The organism is Nostoc sp. (assembly GCF_036917555.1).
Classification (GTDB): domain Bacteria; phylum Cyanobacteriota; class Cyanobacteriia; order Cyanobacteriales; family Nostocaceae; genus Nostoc.
Genome location: NZ_JBALDD010000013.1, coordinates 1 through 16,272, shown reverse-complemented (window position 1 = coordinate 16,272; position 16,272 = coordinate 1). Strand labels below are relative to the sequence as shown.

At 42.5% G+C, this 16,272-nt stretch carries 14 protein-coding genes, 1 tRNA gene, 1 pseudogene and 1 other annotated feature; of the genes and pseudogenes, 5 read left to right on the top strand and 11 right to left on the bottom strand.

Features of this window, described 5'->3' with window-relative positions; translation table 11 throughout:
- Nucleotides 1-232 precede the first annotated feature (232 nt).
- The 8 genes from rplL to rplS all read right to left on the bottom strand — a co-directional run bounded on the left by rplL (nt 233) and on the right by rplS (nt 4,546).
- A complete protein-coding gene (rplL, locus tag V7K60_RS05050) occupies nt 233-625 on the bottom strand; it encodes a 50S ribosomal protein L7/L12 (RefSeq protein ID WP_334923461.1) in 393 nt (130 codons plus the stop codon).
- Between the two features lie 93 nt (nt 626-718).
- Nucleotides 719-1,333, bottom strand: a complete 615-nt coding sequence (gene rplJ, locus V7K60_RS05045) for a 50S ribosomal protein L10 (protein WP_334923459.1) — start codon at nt 1,331-1,333, stop codon at nt 719-721.
- 63 nt (nt 1,334-1,396) lie between these two features.
- Nucleotides 1,397-1,566 (bottom strand) — a sequence feature (ribosomal protein L10 leader region).
- 77 nt (nt 1,567-1,643) lie between these two features.
- Nucleotides 1,644-2,357: a 50S ribosomal protein L1 gene (gene rplA / locus V7K60_RS05040; RefSeq protein WP_334923457.1), complete on the bottom strand. Its 714-nt coding sequence runs from the start codon at nt 2,355-2,357 to the stop codon at nt 1,644-1,646.
- Nucleotides 2,358-2,466: 109 nt separating this feature from the next.
- Nucleotides 2,467-2,892 (bottom strand): 50S ribosomal protein L11, encoded by a 426-nt coding sequence (gene rplK / locus V7K60_RS05035; RefSeq protein WP_104904955.1) that lies wholly within the window; start codon nt 2,890-2,892, stop codon nt 2,467-2,469.
- Nucleotides 2,893-2,898: 6 nt separating this feature from the next.
- Nucleotides 2,899-3,549: a transcription termination/antitermination protein NusG gene (gene nusG / locus V7K60_RS05030; protein ID WP_094348919.1), complete on the bottom strand. Its 651-nt coding sequence runs from the start codon at nt 3,547-3,549 to the stop codon at nt 2,899-2,901.
- Nucleotides 3,549-3,770, bottom strand: a complete 222-nt coding sequence (secE, locus tag V7K60_RS05025; protein WP_292734334.1) for a preprotein translocase subunit SecE — start codon at nt 3,768-3,770, stop codon at nt 3,549-3,551. The genes nusG and secE overlap by 1 nt, the downstream gene beginning before the upstream one ends.
- Nucleotides 3,771-3,958: 188 nt before the next feature.
- A tRNA-Trp gene (locus V7K60_RS05020) sits at nt 3,959-4,031 on the bottom strand.
- A gap of 152 nt (nt 4,032-4,183) precedes the next feature.
- Entirely contained in the window at nt 4,184-4,546 is a 363-nt protein-coding gene (rplS, locus tag V7K60_RS05015) for a 50S ribosomal protein L19 (RefSeq protein WP_094348921.1), read from the bottom strand.
- Between the two features lie 153 nt (nt 4,547-4,699).
- On the opposite strand from rplS, the gene V7K60_RS05010 reads away from it, so the two are divergent.
- The gene (locus V7K60_RS05010; RefSeq protein WP_334923455.1) at nt 4,700-5,668 is read left to right on the top strand and encodes a glycosyltransferase family 2 protein; all 969 of its coding nucleotides are present in this window, start codon (nt 4,700-4,702) and stop codon (nt 5,666-5,668) included.
- 86 nt (nt 5,669-5,754) lie between these two features.
- On the opposite strand, the gene V7K60_RS05005 is transcribed toward V7K60_RS05010, so the two are convergent.
- On the bottom strand, nt 5,755-10,332 hold the full coding sequence (locus V7K60_RS05005; RefSeq protein ID WP_334923453.1) for a DUF4347 domain-containing protein: 4,578 nt from the start codon (nt 10,330-10,332) through the stop codon (nt 5,755-5,757).
- Between the two features lie 405 nt (nt 10,333-10,737).
- Between V7K60_RS05005 and V7K60_RS05000 the strand changes: the two are divergent.
- A pseudogene (locus V7K60_RS05000) lies at nt 10,738-11,756 on the top strand (IS630 family transposase).
- A 317-nt stretch (nt 11,757-12,073) separates the two neighbouring features.
- Complete coding sequence (locus tag V7K60_RS04995; protein WP_334923451.1) at nt 12,074-13,132, top strand: glycosyltransferase; 1,059 nt, start codon at nt 12,074-12,076, stop codon at nt 13,130-13,132.
- A gap of 99 nt (nt 13,133-13,231) precedes the next feature.
- Here the strand turns inward: V7K60_RS04995 and V7K60_RS04990 are convergent, their stop codons facing one another.
- On the bottom strand, nt 13,232-13,888 hold the full coding sequence (locus V7K60_RS04990) for a hypothetical protein (RefSeq protein WP_334923449.1): 657 nt from the start codon (nt 13,886-13,888) through the stop codon (nt 13,232-13,234).
- A 322-nt stretch (nt 13,889-14,210) separates the two neighbouring features.
- On the opposite strand from V7K60_RS04990, the gene V7K60_RS04985 reads away from it, so the two are divergent.
- Together V7K60_RS04985 and V7K60_RS04980 are read left to right on the top strand one after the other, a co-directional pair.
- Nucleotides 14,211-14,426, top strand: coding sequence for a hypothetical protein (locus tag V7K60_RS04985; protein WP_334923448.1), 216 nt, complete (start codon nt 14,211-14,213; stop codon nt 14,424-14,426).
- A 144-nt stretch (nt 14,427-14,570) separates the two neighbouring features.
- Nucleotides 14,571-14,741, top strand: a complete 171-nt coding sequence (locus tag V7K60_RS04980) for a hypothetical protein (protein ID WP_334923446.1) — start codon at nt 14,571-14,573, stop codon at nt 14,739-14,741.
- A gap of 8 nt (nt 14,742-14,749) precedes the next feature.
- Here the strand turns inward: V7K60_RS04980 and V7K60_RS04975 are convergent, their stop codons facing one another.
- A complete protein-coding gene (locus tag V7K60_RS04975) occupies nt 14,750-15,577 on the bottom strand; it encodes an ABC transporter permease (RefSeq protein ID WP_334923444.1) in 828 nt (275 codons plus the stop codon).
- Nucleotides 15,578-16,272 lie beyond the last annotated feature (695 nt).

The window sequence follows — 16,272 nt, the reverse complement described above, 5'->3', positions numbered from 1 at the left end:
AAACGTCCGGATATTCCTATGTTTATTGTCTAGTTGTTTGGCGCTTGGCACGGCTGCGCCGCGCCCTCGCTTGTGACAGTTGCGTAAGTCCTGTTAATGTAACCCTTACTCTTTTAACAACAAATGAGCGTTGTCATACTTAATAGTATTTTTATCTGCAACAGAAGACTCTACGATAAAAAAAGGAGCCTAACTTAGGCTCCTTAATAAAAAACTGGTAATAAAATTGTGACTACTTAACAGTCACCTTACCGCCAGCTTCTTCGATGCGCTTCTTAGCATCTTCAGCAGCATCCTTAGCAATACCTTCTTTAACTGCCTTGGGCGCAGCTTCCACCAAGTCTTTAGCTTCTTTCAAACCCAAACCGGTCAATTCCCGGACAATCTTCAGCACGGCAATCTTCTTATCGGCTGGGACTGATTCGAGAATCACTTCAAACTCGGTTTGCTCAACAACTTCCTCAGCAGGAGCAGGACCACCAGTACCAGTACCTGTGAACGCTACGCCAACGGGTGCAGCAGCACTCACGCCAAAAGCTTCTTCAATTTGCTTGACTAACTCAGAAGCTTCCAGCAAAGAAAGGGTTTTTAGCTGTTCTAAAATGTTATCGGTTGCAGCAGACATTGATATAACTCCTGTAATTTTGATTATTTATTTGTCATGGGTCATTGGTCTTTAACTATAGACTTTTGACTTTTGACTAATGAACCACGAAGTCTATTCAGCAGCAGTTTCAGTGCTACTATCACCTTCAGCAGTGCTTTCGGTGCCGCTATCTTGTACAGCAGCAGTTTCGGTACTACCACCACTTTGCTCTTGGTCGGCCACAGCCTGCAAAGCACGAGCCAGTGAACCAGGAACTTCGTTGATACCCACAGCAATCTTGGTAGCCAAAGCGTTGATAGCCCCAGCGATTTGGGCGATGAGTTGTTCCTTAGATGGCAAGTCTCCTAGTACCTTGACATCAGGTTCTTTGAGTAGGCGACCTTCCAGTACACCACCGCGAAGTTCTGTCTTCTTGGTAACTTTTTGGAATTCTTGGTATGCCTTAATTGCCGATGAAAAATCTTCTTTTACCAGCAAAAATGCGGAAGAACCATTGAGCAATTCCGACAGAGGTTGCCATTTTTCATCGTCTTTAATGGCAATGCCCATCAAGGTGTTTTTAGTCACCTTACAAACAGTGCCACTGGGACGTAACCGCCGCCGTAAGTCTGTGATTTCCGAAACTGTTAGCCCCTGATAATCAATTACCAGTGCCAGAGTTGACTCACTCAAAGTTTCTTTGAGGTCAGCTACTATTTCTTTTTTATTTTCTAGTGTTCTACCCATTCCAATCTCACCTCCTTAAAACAATCGGGGAAGTGCCCTAGTTGTGTGTTTTTTCTCAATTTGAACCTAAACAACAAACCCCAGCTAATATAGCCGGGGTTGAGTAGTAAGACTCGTGATGCCATAGTTATCACACCTTTATGGGTGGTAATTCTGACAATTAGAGTATTTTAACCTCGGCAGGATATTAAGCTGTTAGCACCTGCTGTCTCTGGCTTTGTCTATTTAATTTTGTCATTTGTCTCTTGTCATTTGTCCTTTGTCCTTTGCCTTTACAAATGACTAATGACTAATGACTAATGACTAACAATTAACTTGCTTGGCTCAGTTTCAAATCTCGTAGGGCACTGATATCAACTTTAATTGATGGCCCCATAGTGGCTGATACATAAAATGTGCGCCAATAACGACCTTTAGCTCCTGAAGGACGGTTACGGTCAATCGTCTCCTGCAATGCCTTTAGGTTAATTAACAAATCTTCGGGCGAGAAGGTTGTCTTACCAAACATAACATGGACAATACCAGTTCGGTCAGCTCGGAATTCTAATTTACCAGCTTTGAATTCTGCGATCGCACCTGCTAAGTCAAATGTTACGGTTCCACCCTTGGGTGATGGCATCAAACCACGCGGTCCAAGCAACTTACCCAGCTTTGCCACCTGTGGCATCACATCGGGTGTGGCAATTAGCTTGTCAAAATCCAGTCTACCTTTCTGGATTTCGTCAATCAGTTCTTCTGACCCAACTAAATCAGCACCAGCACTGCTGGCTTCGTTGACCTTTTCACCTCTAGCTATCACCGCTACCCGAACGATTTGTCCTGTACCTTTGGGCAGTGCTACCGTTGTCCGCAACTGTTGGTCTGTATACTTGGGGTCAATTCCCAGCCGGATATGCGCTTCCGCAGCTTCGGTAAATTTAGCTGTTGCTGTGTCTTTAAGAAGGGCTAAAGCTTCTAAGGGATTATAGTCCTTGTCTTCTACTTTTGCTTGCAGACCCTGCAAACGACGCGATATTTTTGGCATTTGTTCTCCTGGGGTAATTCCGAAGCCTCGCCTCTCCCCCGATAATTTTTGGTTACTTGTCCTTTGTCCTTTGTCATTTGTCCTTCGTCAGTTACCAATGACCAATAGACTAATCCGTGACTGTTACACCCATATTTTTAGCCGTTCCTGCCACAATCTTCATTGCCGCGTCGATATCATTGGCGTTGAGGTCGGGGAGTTTGGTTTGGGCTATTTCTTGCAGTTGTGCTTTGGTTATTGACCCAACCTTCTTTTTGTTGGGTTCGTTTGAGCCTTTTTCAACTTTCGCCGCCTTCCGAATCAGCACTGATGCGGGTGGCGTTTTGAGTACGAATGTAAAACTCCGATCTTCAAAAACAGAAATTTCTACAGGTATTACCGTTCCAGCTTGGTCTGCTGTTTTGGCGTTGTACTCTTTACAAAACATCATGATGTTGACACCATGTTGACCCAAGGCGGGCCCAACTGGCGGTGCTGGGTTGGCTTTTCCAGCATTCAGGGCCAGTTTAATGACCGCCACTATTTTCTTCGCCATTTGTATTTAGCTCTGTTTCTCTACCTGATTAAATTCCAATTCTACTGGTGTATCCCTGCCAAAAATTGAGAGCAAGGCTTTAAGTTTACTCCGCTCTGGAGAGACTTCAATTACCTCGCCTTCAAAGTCTTTAAATGGACCAGAAAGCACCATTATCTTATCACCAGTAGCCATGTCAATTTTGACAACAGCTTCTTGTTCGCTGGTTTGTTTGAATATACGTTCAACTTCTGAAGAACTCAGTGGTATGGGGTTGACATGACCGCGACCCTTGCTGCTACCACGTTTTTGTTCTGAACCGACAAAGTTAATTACATGGGAGGTGTTGCGTACCACCTGCCAGGTATCATCATCCATCATCATTCGCACCAGCACATAGCCAGGGAAAACTTTTTCTTCTGTATGCTGGCGACTGCCATCTTTGCGGATTTTCACCGCTGGCGTCTGCGGAATTTCTACCTGGATAATTTTGTCAGCTACATCAAAAGTTTGAATGCGTTGCTCTAAGTTAGTCTTTACACGCTTTTCACAGCCGGAAGCTACTTGTACTGCATACCAGCGTGCTTCTTTTGACGCTGCTTCTGCCGCTTCTGCTGCTTCTGCTGTTTCCTCTGACTGCAACATTGAGTTGCGTGGTTCATCTGTTGCAAAACTCATTAGAACACCTGTTTTGCTGCCCAATGAAACAATCCATCGACCAAGTATATCAAAGATGCGGAGAGTGCCACCATTAACAACACAGCGGCTGATTCGCTCACTATCTGTTTCCGACTGGGCCAAACTACTTTTTCAAGTTCTTCTTTGGTTCCCTGTATGAAGTTGCCAAAGCTAAACCCATTTGTGGTTTCTGGCAATTCTGCTTCACTTTTTTTGGCCACGACCGTTTATCCCCCGTTTCTTATACTAGATCCTGTTTAATTGTCATCTAGGTTTGCAGTTTCGACTCTATTTCACTTACTGTCAGCAAAACAACTGCAAATACAATAAATTTACCCGAAATTATTAGCGCTAACTGCTATGTTAGCAGCTGCGTAATTATTTCGGGCTTTGTTTTTTTGCTCTTGAGCGCGCCCTGGAGGACTTGAACCCCCGACATCAGGTTTTGGAGACCTGCGTTCTACCAACTGAACTAAGAGCGCACAAGCTGTTTTTGATTCAGTGATTGCGCTGAACTAAATTTTAGTTTAACGCAATATGCGATTTACATCATACCTTAGTTTTTTTGGGAAAACAAGTTAGCGGCAGATGCCGCTTGAAGAAAAGAGATTTCTCCCGTATTTTTGAAGGCGAATTACAAAGGGCGGTCAAACCGTTGCTTGATCCGGGTTGCCTTACCTACGCGATCGCGGAGATAATATAGTTTAGCACGGCGTACTTTACCGCGACGTAATACCTTGATGCTGTCAATCCGGGGAGAATGCAACAGAAATACCCGCTCAACGCCCACGCCTTGAAAAACCTTACGAACTGTAATAGTTTCGTTGATGCCGCCATTGCGCTTGGCAATCACAACTCCCTCGTAGGGTTGCACGCGGTATTTTTCACCTTCCTTGATTTTCACTCCCACTTTTACAGTGTCACCCACATAAATGTCGGGCAGATTCGATTTTATCTGTTCCGCTTCAATGGAGCGGATAATCTCTTGAGCGTTCATAGTCTTTCTGTCTGCTTAAAAAAAACTCACGATCATCAATGATAAATCGATAATCCTATTTCAGTCTACTTGTTAGGATTGATAATTGTACTGATACAACAGCCTGTATATCAAAGCTATATTGCAAAATACCGTACTAAAAAGGAAAAATTTATGAAATTTAGCATCGTTATCAGTACCTATAATCGCTTGAATTTGCTGCAAAGAGCAATTAATTCGGCTTGTAACCAAACAATCGAGTGCGAAGTGGTTGTTGCTGACGATTGTTCTGATGATGATACCCAAACTTATCTTAAAAGCTTAGGGGACAAGATTGTTTACCATCGTAACGAAGTGAACCTTGGTCATGCAGCAACGGTAAATGCTGGAGTTGCCAAAGCTAGCGGCGACTGGATTAAGTTCTTAGATGATGATGACTATTTAGCGCCTAACTGCATAGAAGAGATGGCAAAAGCGATCGCACTTCGTCCCGATGCTGTAATCTGCTCTTGTGTGGCGGCTCAGGTGGATGGCAATGAAGTTGAACTCTCTCGCACCCCCCAAATTGGCCCTGGTCTAGCTTTTTATATCCCACAAGCCGATATTCACTACGGGATGCTTTTAGAGCTTGTACCCTTTGGCACACCTGTACAAGTAGCTTGTGGACGTGATGCTTTCCTGCAAAGTGGTGGTTGGGATTCCACACTCGATGCTAACTGTGATGACATCGATTCCTGGATTCGGATTGCTCAGTTTGGCGATGCTATTTTCTTCAACCAGTGTCTTGCTTACCGTACTATCTGGCCGGGTGCATATAATCAAAAGTTTTCTTTGTCTCGGCGGTTGGCGACAAATATTTTGATGAAGGAGAAAATTTACGCCTTGGTAAATGAGCAACATCGCTCAGAGATTCCTGTTTTTCAGGATATAAAAAATTACCTAAAACTCCATTGGATTTTAGTCGCACTGAAGCAAAAAAATCTCAAGAGTTTTCTTTCAATGATAGATCCATCTATACTTTCTCCTCGGTCTTGGAAGTTTTTGCTAACTGCTGTTTCATCACGCCGCTCTCAGGGAAACAATTCTCAGATTCGTAAACTTGTATTGATTGAGTTGTATTATGATGTCTGGCAAAATGCCTAGAATAAAAGCGCCAGTCTTCAGAATTTAGAATTAGATTCTGTGCCACTGACGGAATTCGAGGCAAGCGCTCAGAGTTCGACTGAGCTCTAGACAAGGACATTACTACCAACTACCAGATTTGTCGCAGTGAAATTATTCAAAGTCGCCACGGTGTTATCGTCATAAACTCCAATGTAATTGACTTTTGTCGAAGTACCTGATTGCACAAACTTTAGGTGGCCATCTAAGATGGGATTGCTGCCACTGTAGCCCCAGTTCTTAAGCAGGTCAGTAAGAACTAATTTATCCTGGCTTTGATTAAAGTCAGTAATTATACTGTAATTACTAAAATTTTGGTAGACAAACTGATCGTTACCGCTACCACCAATCAGGGTATCATAAGAATCACTAACAAAGAGAATGTCATTACCAGTACCTCCGATGAGGCTATCCTGACCTCTACCACTTACAAGGGTATCATCGCCAGCACTACCTATGAGGGTATCATTACCTGCACCACCACGTAGTAGGTCGTTGCCACTCTTGCCATCAATGCGGTCATCACCCCCCTGACCATTAATGACATCATCTGAGTTATCAAAGCCATTGACATTATTGTTCAGGTCATTGACAAAGGTGACTATATTTTTGTTGAAGATGGTGCTTTGGGTGGAGTTGGCATTAAAGACATCAAAACTATCACGAATGCTGCTTTGCCCATCAAAGAGGATATTGCCGATGCTGGAAAGGTTGTCTAAGTTTTCCAGGGCAAAGTTTTGTAGGTTAACTTTGTCATTAGCTATGCCTTCAAAAGTGATTTCCAGATTGTTACTATTCTGGGTGAGTAGCAGATTTCGGGCAGTCAATCCAGTACCTTGGAATTTGAGTGTATCCAATTCGGCAACAATTGCTGCTGATGGATTTGAGCCTTTACCTATTCCACCGAAATCAGTGATGGTATCAATACCGTCACCTAAGTTATAAACAAATTTATCTTTGCCACCGCCACCAGTTAGGAGGTCGTTGTCTTGATTACCTGTGATGATATCGTTCCCGCCTTCAGCATTAATTATGTCAACGTAGTTGTTGCCCACTAAATTATCAGCGCCACTGGTTCCAATCAAACCGTTGAACTCTAATGCACCAATATCAACTGTACCCTCAGATACTCTGTCAAATCCAGCACTGCGTTGGTCAGTGGTGATACCTGCTGGAATTAGGGCATTATTACCAGCGTTAATGGCAGGACTATTTTCAAGTAAGGCATGGGTAAGGGTTGCACCACCGTTATTTTGTAGGGGGCTGAGTTTGGGGTCAATGGGGTTGGTACTAGTGCCGACAAGGGTACTGGTAGTAAAACCAGTGCTGCCTGTGTTATCGCCAATCAAGTTGTTGCCGTCGTCGGTGAAGTTGCTGGAAACGTCGGGGTTGATGTCACCGCCGTAGATACCCCTGTTGTTAAAGTTGCCTGCAATGATGGTGTTCCCAACAATCACAGTCCCGCCACCGTAAACACCTCCACCAGTGCCGCTCCCCCAGTTGTAAAGGTCTTCTGCGGTATTATTGGTAATCGTGGTGCTGTTCAGATTGAGGCTACCTGAGTTAGAGATGCCGCCACCGTCCCCTCCACTTGCCTTATTGCCAGAGACAGTACTGTTGGTAATGTTAAGGATGCCTGAGTTAGAGATGCCGCCTCCAGAAAGTGCTGAATTACCAGAGATAGTGCTATGACTCAAGCTGACACTGCCAGAGTTAAAGATACCACCACCATAGGACGGGTAAGGGTCAGGCTCATAACGATTAAGACCACTGGCGGAAGCCCCATTACCAGAGATAGTGCTTCCTGTAAGGCTGAGAGTACCTATATTAAATATCCCACCACCGCTGGCAGAGGAGTAACTGGTAGATGCACTATTACCAGAGACAATACTGTTAGTGAGGCTGAGGTTGCCTTTGTTAAATATGCCTCCGCCTAACGATGACCCCCTATTACTAGAGACAGTGCTTCTTGTCAAGCTGAGAGTGCCTTTGTTAAAGATGCCGCCTACTGTCCCCCTATTATCAGAGACAATGCTTTGCGTCAAGTTGAGGCTAGTATTGTTATTAAGCAAAATACCGCCAAACGGATCGTTAGCATTAGCAACCTTCAAGCCATCAATGCTGGCATCTGTCCCTGTCCCCGATATCTCGAATACGCCTGAGGCATTATTTCCGCTAACGGTGAAGTTTAATGCTCCAGTCCCCAAAAGGGTAATATCATCGGTAATCGTCAATTTACCAGAGGTAAGGGTAATGATATCTGGAGTGGCATCACTAAATACGCCCGCAAAGGTAATCGTATCTGCTCCAGTAGTAGTATTGGCATTGAGGATAGCCTGCCGCAACGACCCGTCTCCAGAATCGTTAGTATTAGTCACGACGAAATCATTGGCTGCGATCGCTACTGTGGCACTATAATCCACATTATCGATTTGGTAAGCTGAATCTGCTGCCAAGCTGAGGTTAAGATTTTCTGCCGCTTCTGCCTGAATATCATTGACAGGTGTTAGGGTGATATCTGCATAGCTTTGCCCATCAGCAATCACAATACTGTTGCCGCTGATAGGGTTGCCACCCACGCTTAGGTTGTAGTCTGCAATACTTGCATTACCATTGGCAGAGAAGTTGACTGTTAATGCCCCACTGCTATTACTGCGGCTGATGCGGTAAGTGCCAGTATCGCCACTATTTTCATCGGCAGTGTTATCAGTTGCGATGATGCTGATGGTGGGTACGAGGGGATCAGGATTATCAGTTGGCGTAATTATAATAGGCTGGACTTCATAAGAACCAATATCAATTGCAACGCCAGATATCCTGTCAAATCCAGCACCCCTTTGATCGGTGCTGACACCAGCAGGAACTAGGGAATTATTGCCAGTATTAATAGCGGGGCTATCTGCAAGTAAGGCATGAGTAAAGGTTGCCCCACCATTATTTTGCAGTGGCCCGATTTTTGGATCAATGGGATTGGCGATTGTGCCAATGAGAGTGCTGGTGGTAAAGTTAGTACTACCAGTATTATCGCCAATCAAATTATTGCCAAAGTCAGTGACGTCACCGGAGATGTCAGGGTGTATATCACCAGAGGTGGAATTGTCAAAGTTGCCTGCAATAATGGTGTTACTAACCTTCATGGAGCTACCATAATTTGCAACACCCCCACCGTTGCCAACACCATTGCCATCTGAGTCGGCTATGTTGCTAGTAATTGTGGTGTTGATCAGAGTGAGGCTGTCGCCTGAGTAGCTGCCAGTATCATAGATGCCACCACCTTCATCATTCGCTGTATTGCCAGAGATGGTGCTGTTAGTTAGAGTAGTTGAACCGCCACCATAGCCACCATCATCTCCGTTAACGACACCACCGCCGTTATAGTTTGCCGTATTGCCAGAGACAGTACTTGCCGTTATGTTGAGAGTACCGCCTTTATTGTATATGCCGCCACCGTAGTTTGCCGTATTGCCAGAGACAGTACTTGCCGTTATGTTGAGAGTACTGACTCTTAAGTTGGAACCGTCATTATAGATGCCACCGCCGAAGTCACCCGTATTGCCAAAAACACTACTTCCCGTAAAGCTGAAGATGCCACTGTTATAGATTCCGCCTTTCGTATTACCAAAGACAGTACTTCCCGTTAGATTGAGGATGCCGTTATTAGAGATGCCGCTTTCCTCTGTATTGCCAGAAATACTGCTTGCTGTCAGGCTGAGGATGGAATTTGAATTGATTTGAATACCGCCGCTAGCGATCGCCAGGCCATCAATAGTAACACCTGTCGCTAGTCCCGATATCTCGAATACTCTGGAAGTATTATTACCACTCACAGTCAGCTGAGATGCGCCAGTTCCCAAGATGCTTACATCATCGGTAATGGTCAGTTTTCCAGAGGTGAGGGTTATTACATCTGGGGTGGTATCAGTAAACACTCCTCCAAAGGCGATTGCATCATCTCCAGCAGTAGCATTAGCTAAGTTAACTGCCTCTCGCAGTGTAGTGATACCATTATTGGGATCGCCATCATCTGCGTCCCCGGTACTATTTACGGTAAAGGTAGCTAGTACTCCCGCGTAAGCTTCCCGCGTCGTTTCTGTAAACGCTAGAGTCAGTTCCACATCACCGATGCGAACTTCCAGATCCCAATTGCCGCCTAATGCCACACTGCCTATCAGCTGACGTGAAGCAGCAATATTCGCTCCTGTAAGTTGGTGCAGTTTGCCAATAAATTCTGACCCTACATCACCGTCAGCTACCTTGCAACCATAGATAAGTAAGTTGGCTATAGATGATTTAGCAGTTTTGGACGAAGCGGAAAATATTTTCTGCCATTGTTGCAGTTGCTGGCTATGGCATTCGAGGCTATTTAGTCCCAAGTGAATGTTGCCCAGTTGCAAGCTACCGGGGGCGCCGTGGCAAACAATATGAATGTTGCTAAGATTCTGGTCAGCGCGAGTTGCCAAAATCTCCGTAATTTGCTCAACACCGTTCTGTGTCGGGTTAATAATAAATACTTCGGTGTCAGGGATAACACCGTTAATTAAACTCTGGTAGTCTTCAACTGCCGTGTCAATGAAGACTAGGTTATGCGTATATAAGGTGGGAATTACGGAATTTAATTGGAAGTGTGGAGTATGTAACGTTGCCATTTTGTTAGCTTAAACTAAGGTTTTGAGTTCAACTCAAACTGACTGAAGCTTTGTCATTACAGGGTTTTCACACAATTATTAACAGTAATAATGAATTATTTTTTACCATTAATTTCATTTTTTTATCATCAGGCCAATTGCTGTTTTTGTAAAGGAGTATTTCAGGAGTACCCATAAATGAACTAGTGAGTTACCAAGAGAGCGAAACACGGGATTGAACAAGGACGGGATGCTTGACTTGCTTCAACCTGAAGTACTTGAAACTCAAAAATCAAAAGACTTTTATTCTCTGTCTTGGCTGCTGTGTTAAATGGTATTTACATAGCAATCTGGAATCATTCGTGAGAAAATACGTAGAAGCGTGTAAGTAGTTAGAATGACTAAGGTAAGGGTGTAGTAATGTGGATGCGATCGCTAGATGAGTTTATCGAAAATAGCCAAGATAAGCGTGAAGTTCAACGAGCGATAGCAGTTAAGATGTTGTTGTGTGGATACAAGCATGAGCAGATAATGTCGATCTTGGGAGTGTCCAGTGGTTTTATAAGTAAGTGGAAAAAAGCATTTTTTCAAAATGGGGTAGAAGGTTTAAAACTCGCTCATCGAGGAAGTGTTGGGCTATTAAACCCAGAGCAGCGCTTATCTATAATAGAGTGGCTGTTAATAAAAGATAGATGGACTTTGAATGAGTTAGAATAGGAGATCAGCCACAAATACGGCGTTACTTTCTCCTCAAAGCAAAGTTACTATGATTTATTTAACGAAGCACGTATTAGTTGGAAGAAAACTCAAGCTCACAACCGAAAATATGATGAAGAATTAGTCGCGTCAAAAAAAAAGATATTTGTACATTGCTAGCTGGGGGACGTGAGGAAATAGAATCTGGAGAATTAGTCGTATTCATGGCTGATGAATGTCATTTGTTATAGGGAGATCTAAACGGTTATGTTTGGGGTAAAACCAGCAAACGAGTATCAGTTCCTGTAAGTAATACCCGCTGCAAACAAACATATTTCGGCGCATTAGACTATAAAACAAAGGAATTTTTCATTTACAAGGCAAAAAAAGCTAATTCCGAGACTACAATTGGTTTTTTAGAATATCTTCAATCATTACGTCCTCAAGCCAAAATTTTAATTATTTGGGACGGTGCTAATTACCACCGTTCAAGGCAAATTAAAGAGTATTTAGGCTCGCTCAATGCAGAATTAGAAAAAGAACAATGGTTGATAACTTGTGAGCGTTTTGCCCCAAATGCTCCACAACAAAACCCTGTAGAAGATATTTGGTTACTAGCAAAAAGACTGATTCGAGAATTTTACTTTTTTTGTCATTCTTTTTGTGTACTCAAGGGGTTATTTGAATTAGCAATCGATTGTCAAACTTTTGACTTCCCTAAGCTACATGAGTATGGTATTTTCTCATGAATCATTTAGGATTGCTATATATCTGCTGTGGTGTACTGGAGTTCGATACCAGGGTATTAAGAAATAGAAAATAAGGTTGTAGCAACTTTAAATAGCAGATTCAGTCTTCATAATTTTGAAGTTTTACCCCGATTTATCGAGCCGTTACTAGAATAAGTCTTTAAGCTAAGTAACTGGTTTTAAGCGCTCTTAATCAGTAGAAAGTGGTCAATTTTATGCACTACTGACTACTTTTGAGTTGTCGCTGAAGACCTCAAAAATTATGTTGATTTATACCCAGTTACTTATCTTTATTTTTTATACACATCTCAAAAATTATGCGAATCATACATATTTTGAACCACGTTCAAGAAATAGGTAACGGTATTGTGAATGTGGCCGTTGATCTGGCTTGTCTACAGGCAAAATCTGGTTATGAGGTAGCGGTTATTTCTGCTGGTGGGGAATACGAGGCTTTACTAGATATTTGTGGTGTCAAACATTACCACCTAGACCAAAGCAAGAAACCGATAAATACGATTAAAGCAGCTATACGTTACCGAGCGATCGCAGCTGAATTTCAGCCGGATATTGTTCATGCCCACATGATGACGGGGGTAATATTAGCACGCATTTTTAAGGGAAACAAATATGCTTTAGTTTCTACAGTCCACAACGAATTTCAGCGTGCTAGCCTGCTGATGGGTTTAGCTGACAGAGTAATTGCTGTCAGTCAGGCTGTACGTGATTCTATGATTAGACGTGGTATTCCAGAAAACAAGTTGCGGGTGATCTGTAACGGCACTTTAGGCAGTCCCCGCACTCGACAGATACAAGATTATCAACCTTTGCCATTACAGCATCCAGCGATCGCCACTGTAGCCGGGATGTATCAACGCAAGGGAATTGCTGAGTTAATTGCTGCCTTTGAACAAATTGCCTCAGATTTTCCCCAAGCCCATCTTTATTTGGTAGGAAACGGGCCTGATAAACAGTTATTTGAGGCACAGGCACAAGCAACTTCTGTAAATGAACGCATTCATTTTGAAGGCTTTCAACCGGAACCTCAACGCTATTTGATATCTTGTGACATATTTGTGCTAGCTTCCCACCGTGATCCTTGCCCTTTGGTACTTTCGGAAGCTAGAGAAACTGGAATTGCGATCGTCGGCACTCAGGTAGACGGAATTCCTGAAGCTTTAGACAACGGGCGAGCAGGTCTTTTGGTGCCAGCAAAAGATAGTCATGCTTTAGGTGGGGTTTTAGTGCAATTACTGAGTAATGCCGAGATGCTGCAAGAGTGGAAACAGCGGGCAAAGAAAAACCTAGAGAGGCTGAATGTTGCCCGCGTCCATCAGGAAACAATGACAGTGTATCGGGAGTTAATTACAGAATGAGGGCATTGGGCATTGGGCATTGGGAATTGGGAATTAGGAATTGGGAATTGGGCATTGAGAAAAAACTTACTGCAACTTCTCCTCTGCTCTCTGCTCCCCTTAACAGTGCGATCGCTTTAATCTTAAAGCTACGCCTAAAGCACCAAAGACCAGTACACCCAAAATATTAGTTGATTCAGGAACAGCGGTGTAATAAGCAGCCACTCTGATCGGCCCATCTTTATCTTCTTGCTCTGCTGGAATTGGTGGAATGATTCCAGCACCTGGGGCTAGATTAGGCAGGGTAGCGAATGGATTGTAAAACAGACTTCCGTTTGGGATGACGCCACCACTAAAAGTGATAGTACTACCAGCAATGGTAATATCTGTAAAAATATCCTTTAGATCGGGGTTAGCAGAGTTACCAATCTTCCCATCTCCATTAACATCTCCCCATTGCACTGGTTCATTATCAAATGCTGGAGTAGAATTCGGATTACTATAGGACAGCGTTTTTAAATCAAAGACCAAGCTGTTTATATCGTAACCAGTAGCATTTAGAAAGTTATTAGCTACATCTGGAACACCATATTCTATTACTTGCCCTGGTAGATAGTCTGTAAGCTTTCTTGGGTTTTTTGCGTCGAGTACATCTTGATTTTTGGTCGTCACAATGGGTTCTACAAAGATGACAGCTTTTGCTGGTGTCCAAGACAAAAAACTAATTCCTGCTGTTCCGAGAACAGACAAGGCTATTTTTGTGGCAATTTTAATCATACTTGTGTCCTTTGGATATTGATTCACAGAATGCTACACCGTATGGTTTAAATCAAACAGCAAAACTCACTTTTCAACCGCTATCTATCTGCTAGGTAAATAGTGGTTAATCTGTACTTGCTCACTGAGTTGATATTTACTCATAGGTTGATTTATAAAGCAATTCTTGTAATGATTTATCATGATAACTAGTAATTTCACGCAATCTTTATAAAAAATCCAAATTAGAACTTGTACATTGACAAATTAGACAATATGTGAATTATAAATAATTGGTTCATTGCTGTCTTAACGAGATGCTATATAGCAGGTTTGAGATGAAATGGTTATAAGATTTAGAGACTGTGGCAAACGGCTTGCTGATTTTGAGCAAGAAATTTTAGTACGTTGTCCTCAGTGCGATGCCTACAGCGGGCTGCGCCTACGCATTGCCAAGGTATTGACTGTAAACTCTGAGCAATCAAGTCTCTGTTCCATCAAAAGAATTACCTGTCAGCACTGTAGCTATACAAAACAACAGTTAAAGGATGGCAATTGAAAATCCGTATTGCTACTGTGGCAAAACAATTACAGGCATAAAAGAAATTCCAGCTATGGAATATTAGACCATTTTTTTGGCTTACCCCTGTGGCTACAAATCTCTTGTTGCGGTCAGGTGCTATGAACATATAATGAAGCACATTTGAACTTCCTGGAAAGTTATGTTCAATCAAGGTTGCGAGAACGCTTGCCAGATGATTCATTAGGCTGGCACAATGGCAGTCTTGCCAGTCGCCTACCCCGATGGATCAAGCTGACGCAGCATCGGGAAAAAGTTTCACAGAAAATTCAACAGTTAAAGCACAGGTTGTAATGAAGGCTTTAATCTTGTTGATGAGCAAATTTATAACCACCCCACAGAGCAAGAGCGATCGCAACTACCAGCAAAATCGGTATGCTGTACCAAGGAAACTGAGACAAGGGTAGATGAGCAACTGCACGCAATCCAATGCTGGCGTAGGTTAGTGGCAGCAGGTAAACTAAAACTTTGAGAGCCGCTGGTAGTGTAGCAGGGTCAAAGAAAGTCGCTCCTAAGAAGGACATGGGGATAATGATAAAATTATTGTAAAGTCCAACTGATTCGAGCGATCGCACACTCAACCCTATAATTACCCCTAATCCAGCAAATACCGCACAATTCAGTGCCACCAATAGTAAAAATAGTGGGTTGAGAAAATTCCAGTTTCCAGTCAACAGCAGCGCTACCAAAATCACCGAACCAGAAGTCATCAAACCCCGCACGACTCCCGCCAGCATTTTACCGATATATAACGCTAAGGGATGTATGGGAGTCAATAATAATTCCTCAAAGGTTTTGGTAAATAGTCTCTCTCCACAAATCGAAAATGTCGTTCCAGCAAAGCTAACCGTCATCGACGATAGCGCCACCATTCCCGGTAATATAAATTCCAAATAGTTGTCATAGTTACCACTAATTCCTGAACCGGGTTTGATGGAACTACCCAAACCCAAGCCAAAAGCTAAAATATATATCAGTGGCGATATTAAGCCTGATGCAGCAACTGGTAAAATTCTCACGCGTAAATCTAACCAATCTCCCCAAAAAATAGTCAGACTATCAGCTAAGAAGATTTGAAGTTGCGAAGTTTTGAACCTCTTGCCCGAAGATAGCGCTCTTTGAGATGTCACGTGCTTTTAATTACTTATTAAAATTCCATTAAGTGTTAATTTACATTGTTTTACACATCAATTGCTAGGGGTAACAAAAATATTTCATCCTAAAAATTGGAAATTAACAACAAAAGTTAGATAGTTTAAGCATTCTGACTAGATTAATTGTGAAAATTTAATTAGTTCTATCTGATAACAATTAAAAGTATGATATAATTAATAAATTCAATTTTTAAAGTGATTGATAAAATCAAGCAGCACAAAAAGAACGCAAAGGTTATAACTAATAACAATTAATTAATACTCAAATAATAAATATACTCACTAATTATTCCAAATACAAAAAATAAGCGATTAGTATAGCTTGATATAAATTTAGCTATTATTTTAATTAGCCACACAAGTTTTTGATCAACTTGTCTAAGAGGATGTTTGAAAAGTTTTCTTCTCGGTAACAAAACGTTCTAGCTCCCCCTAAATCTCCTGATAAATTGGGTGACTTTAATTCCGGTTCCCCCCTTTTTAAGGCAGGGCTGATTCATTCCCCAAAGAGCTTTGAAAATCAAGGGTTCTAGCAATTAAAAATTAGTTATTTTGTTACTGGTGTACCGATGAAACCGTAAGGATTCAGGTCAAGAGGTATTGACAAATGTGACATCTGAGGCGGAATATCACAATTATGGGAAAAGACCTGCTTGTGAAATTAGAGCGTG

Coding starts and splice junctions, on each gene's coding strand:
- rplL (WP_334923461.1), bottom strand. CDS start 625: ATGTCTGCTGCAACCGATAACATTTTAGAACAGCTAAAAACCCTTTCT.
- rplJ (WP_334923459.1), bottom strand. CDS start 1,333: ATGGGTAGAACACTAGAAAATAAAAAAGAAATAGTAGCTGACCTCAAA.
- rplA (WP_334923457.1), bottom strand. CDS start 2,357: ATGCCAAAAATATCGCGTCGTTTGCAGGGTCTGCAAGCAAAAGTAGAA.
- rplK (WP_104904955.1), bottom strand. CDS start 2,892: ATGGCGAAGAAAATAGTGGCGGTCATTAAACTGGCCCTGAATGCTGGA.
- nusG (WP_094348919.1), bottom strand. CDS start 3,549: ATGAGTTTTGCAACAGATGAACCACGCAACTCAATGTTGCAGTCAGAG.
- rplS (WP_094348921.1), bottom strand. CDS start 4,546: ATGAACGCTCAAGAGATTATCCGCTCCATTGAAGCGGAACAGATAAAA.
- V7K60_RS05010 (WP_334923455.1), top strand. CDS start 4,700: ATGAAATTTAGCATCGTTATCAGTACCTATAATCGCTTGAATTTGCTG.
- V7K60_RS05005 (WP_334923453.1), bottom strand. CDS start 10,332: ATGGCAACGTTACATACTCCACACTTCCAATTAAATTCCGTAATTCCC.
- V7K60_RS04995 (WP_334923451.1), top strand. CDS start 12,074: ATGCGAATCATACATATTTTGAACCACGTTCAAGAAATAGGTAACGGT.
- V7K60_RS04990 (WP_334923449.1), bottom strand. CDS start 13,888: ATGATTAAAATTGCCACAAAAATAGCCTTGTCTGTTCTCGGAACAGCA.
- V7K60_RS04985 (WP_334923448.1), top strand. CDS start 14,211: ATGGTTATAAGATTTAGAGACTGTGGCAAACGGCTTGCTGATTTTGAG.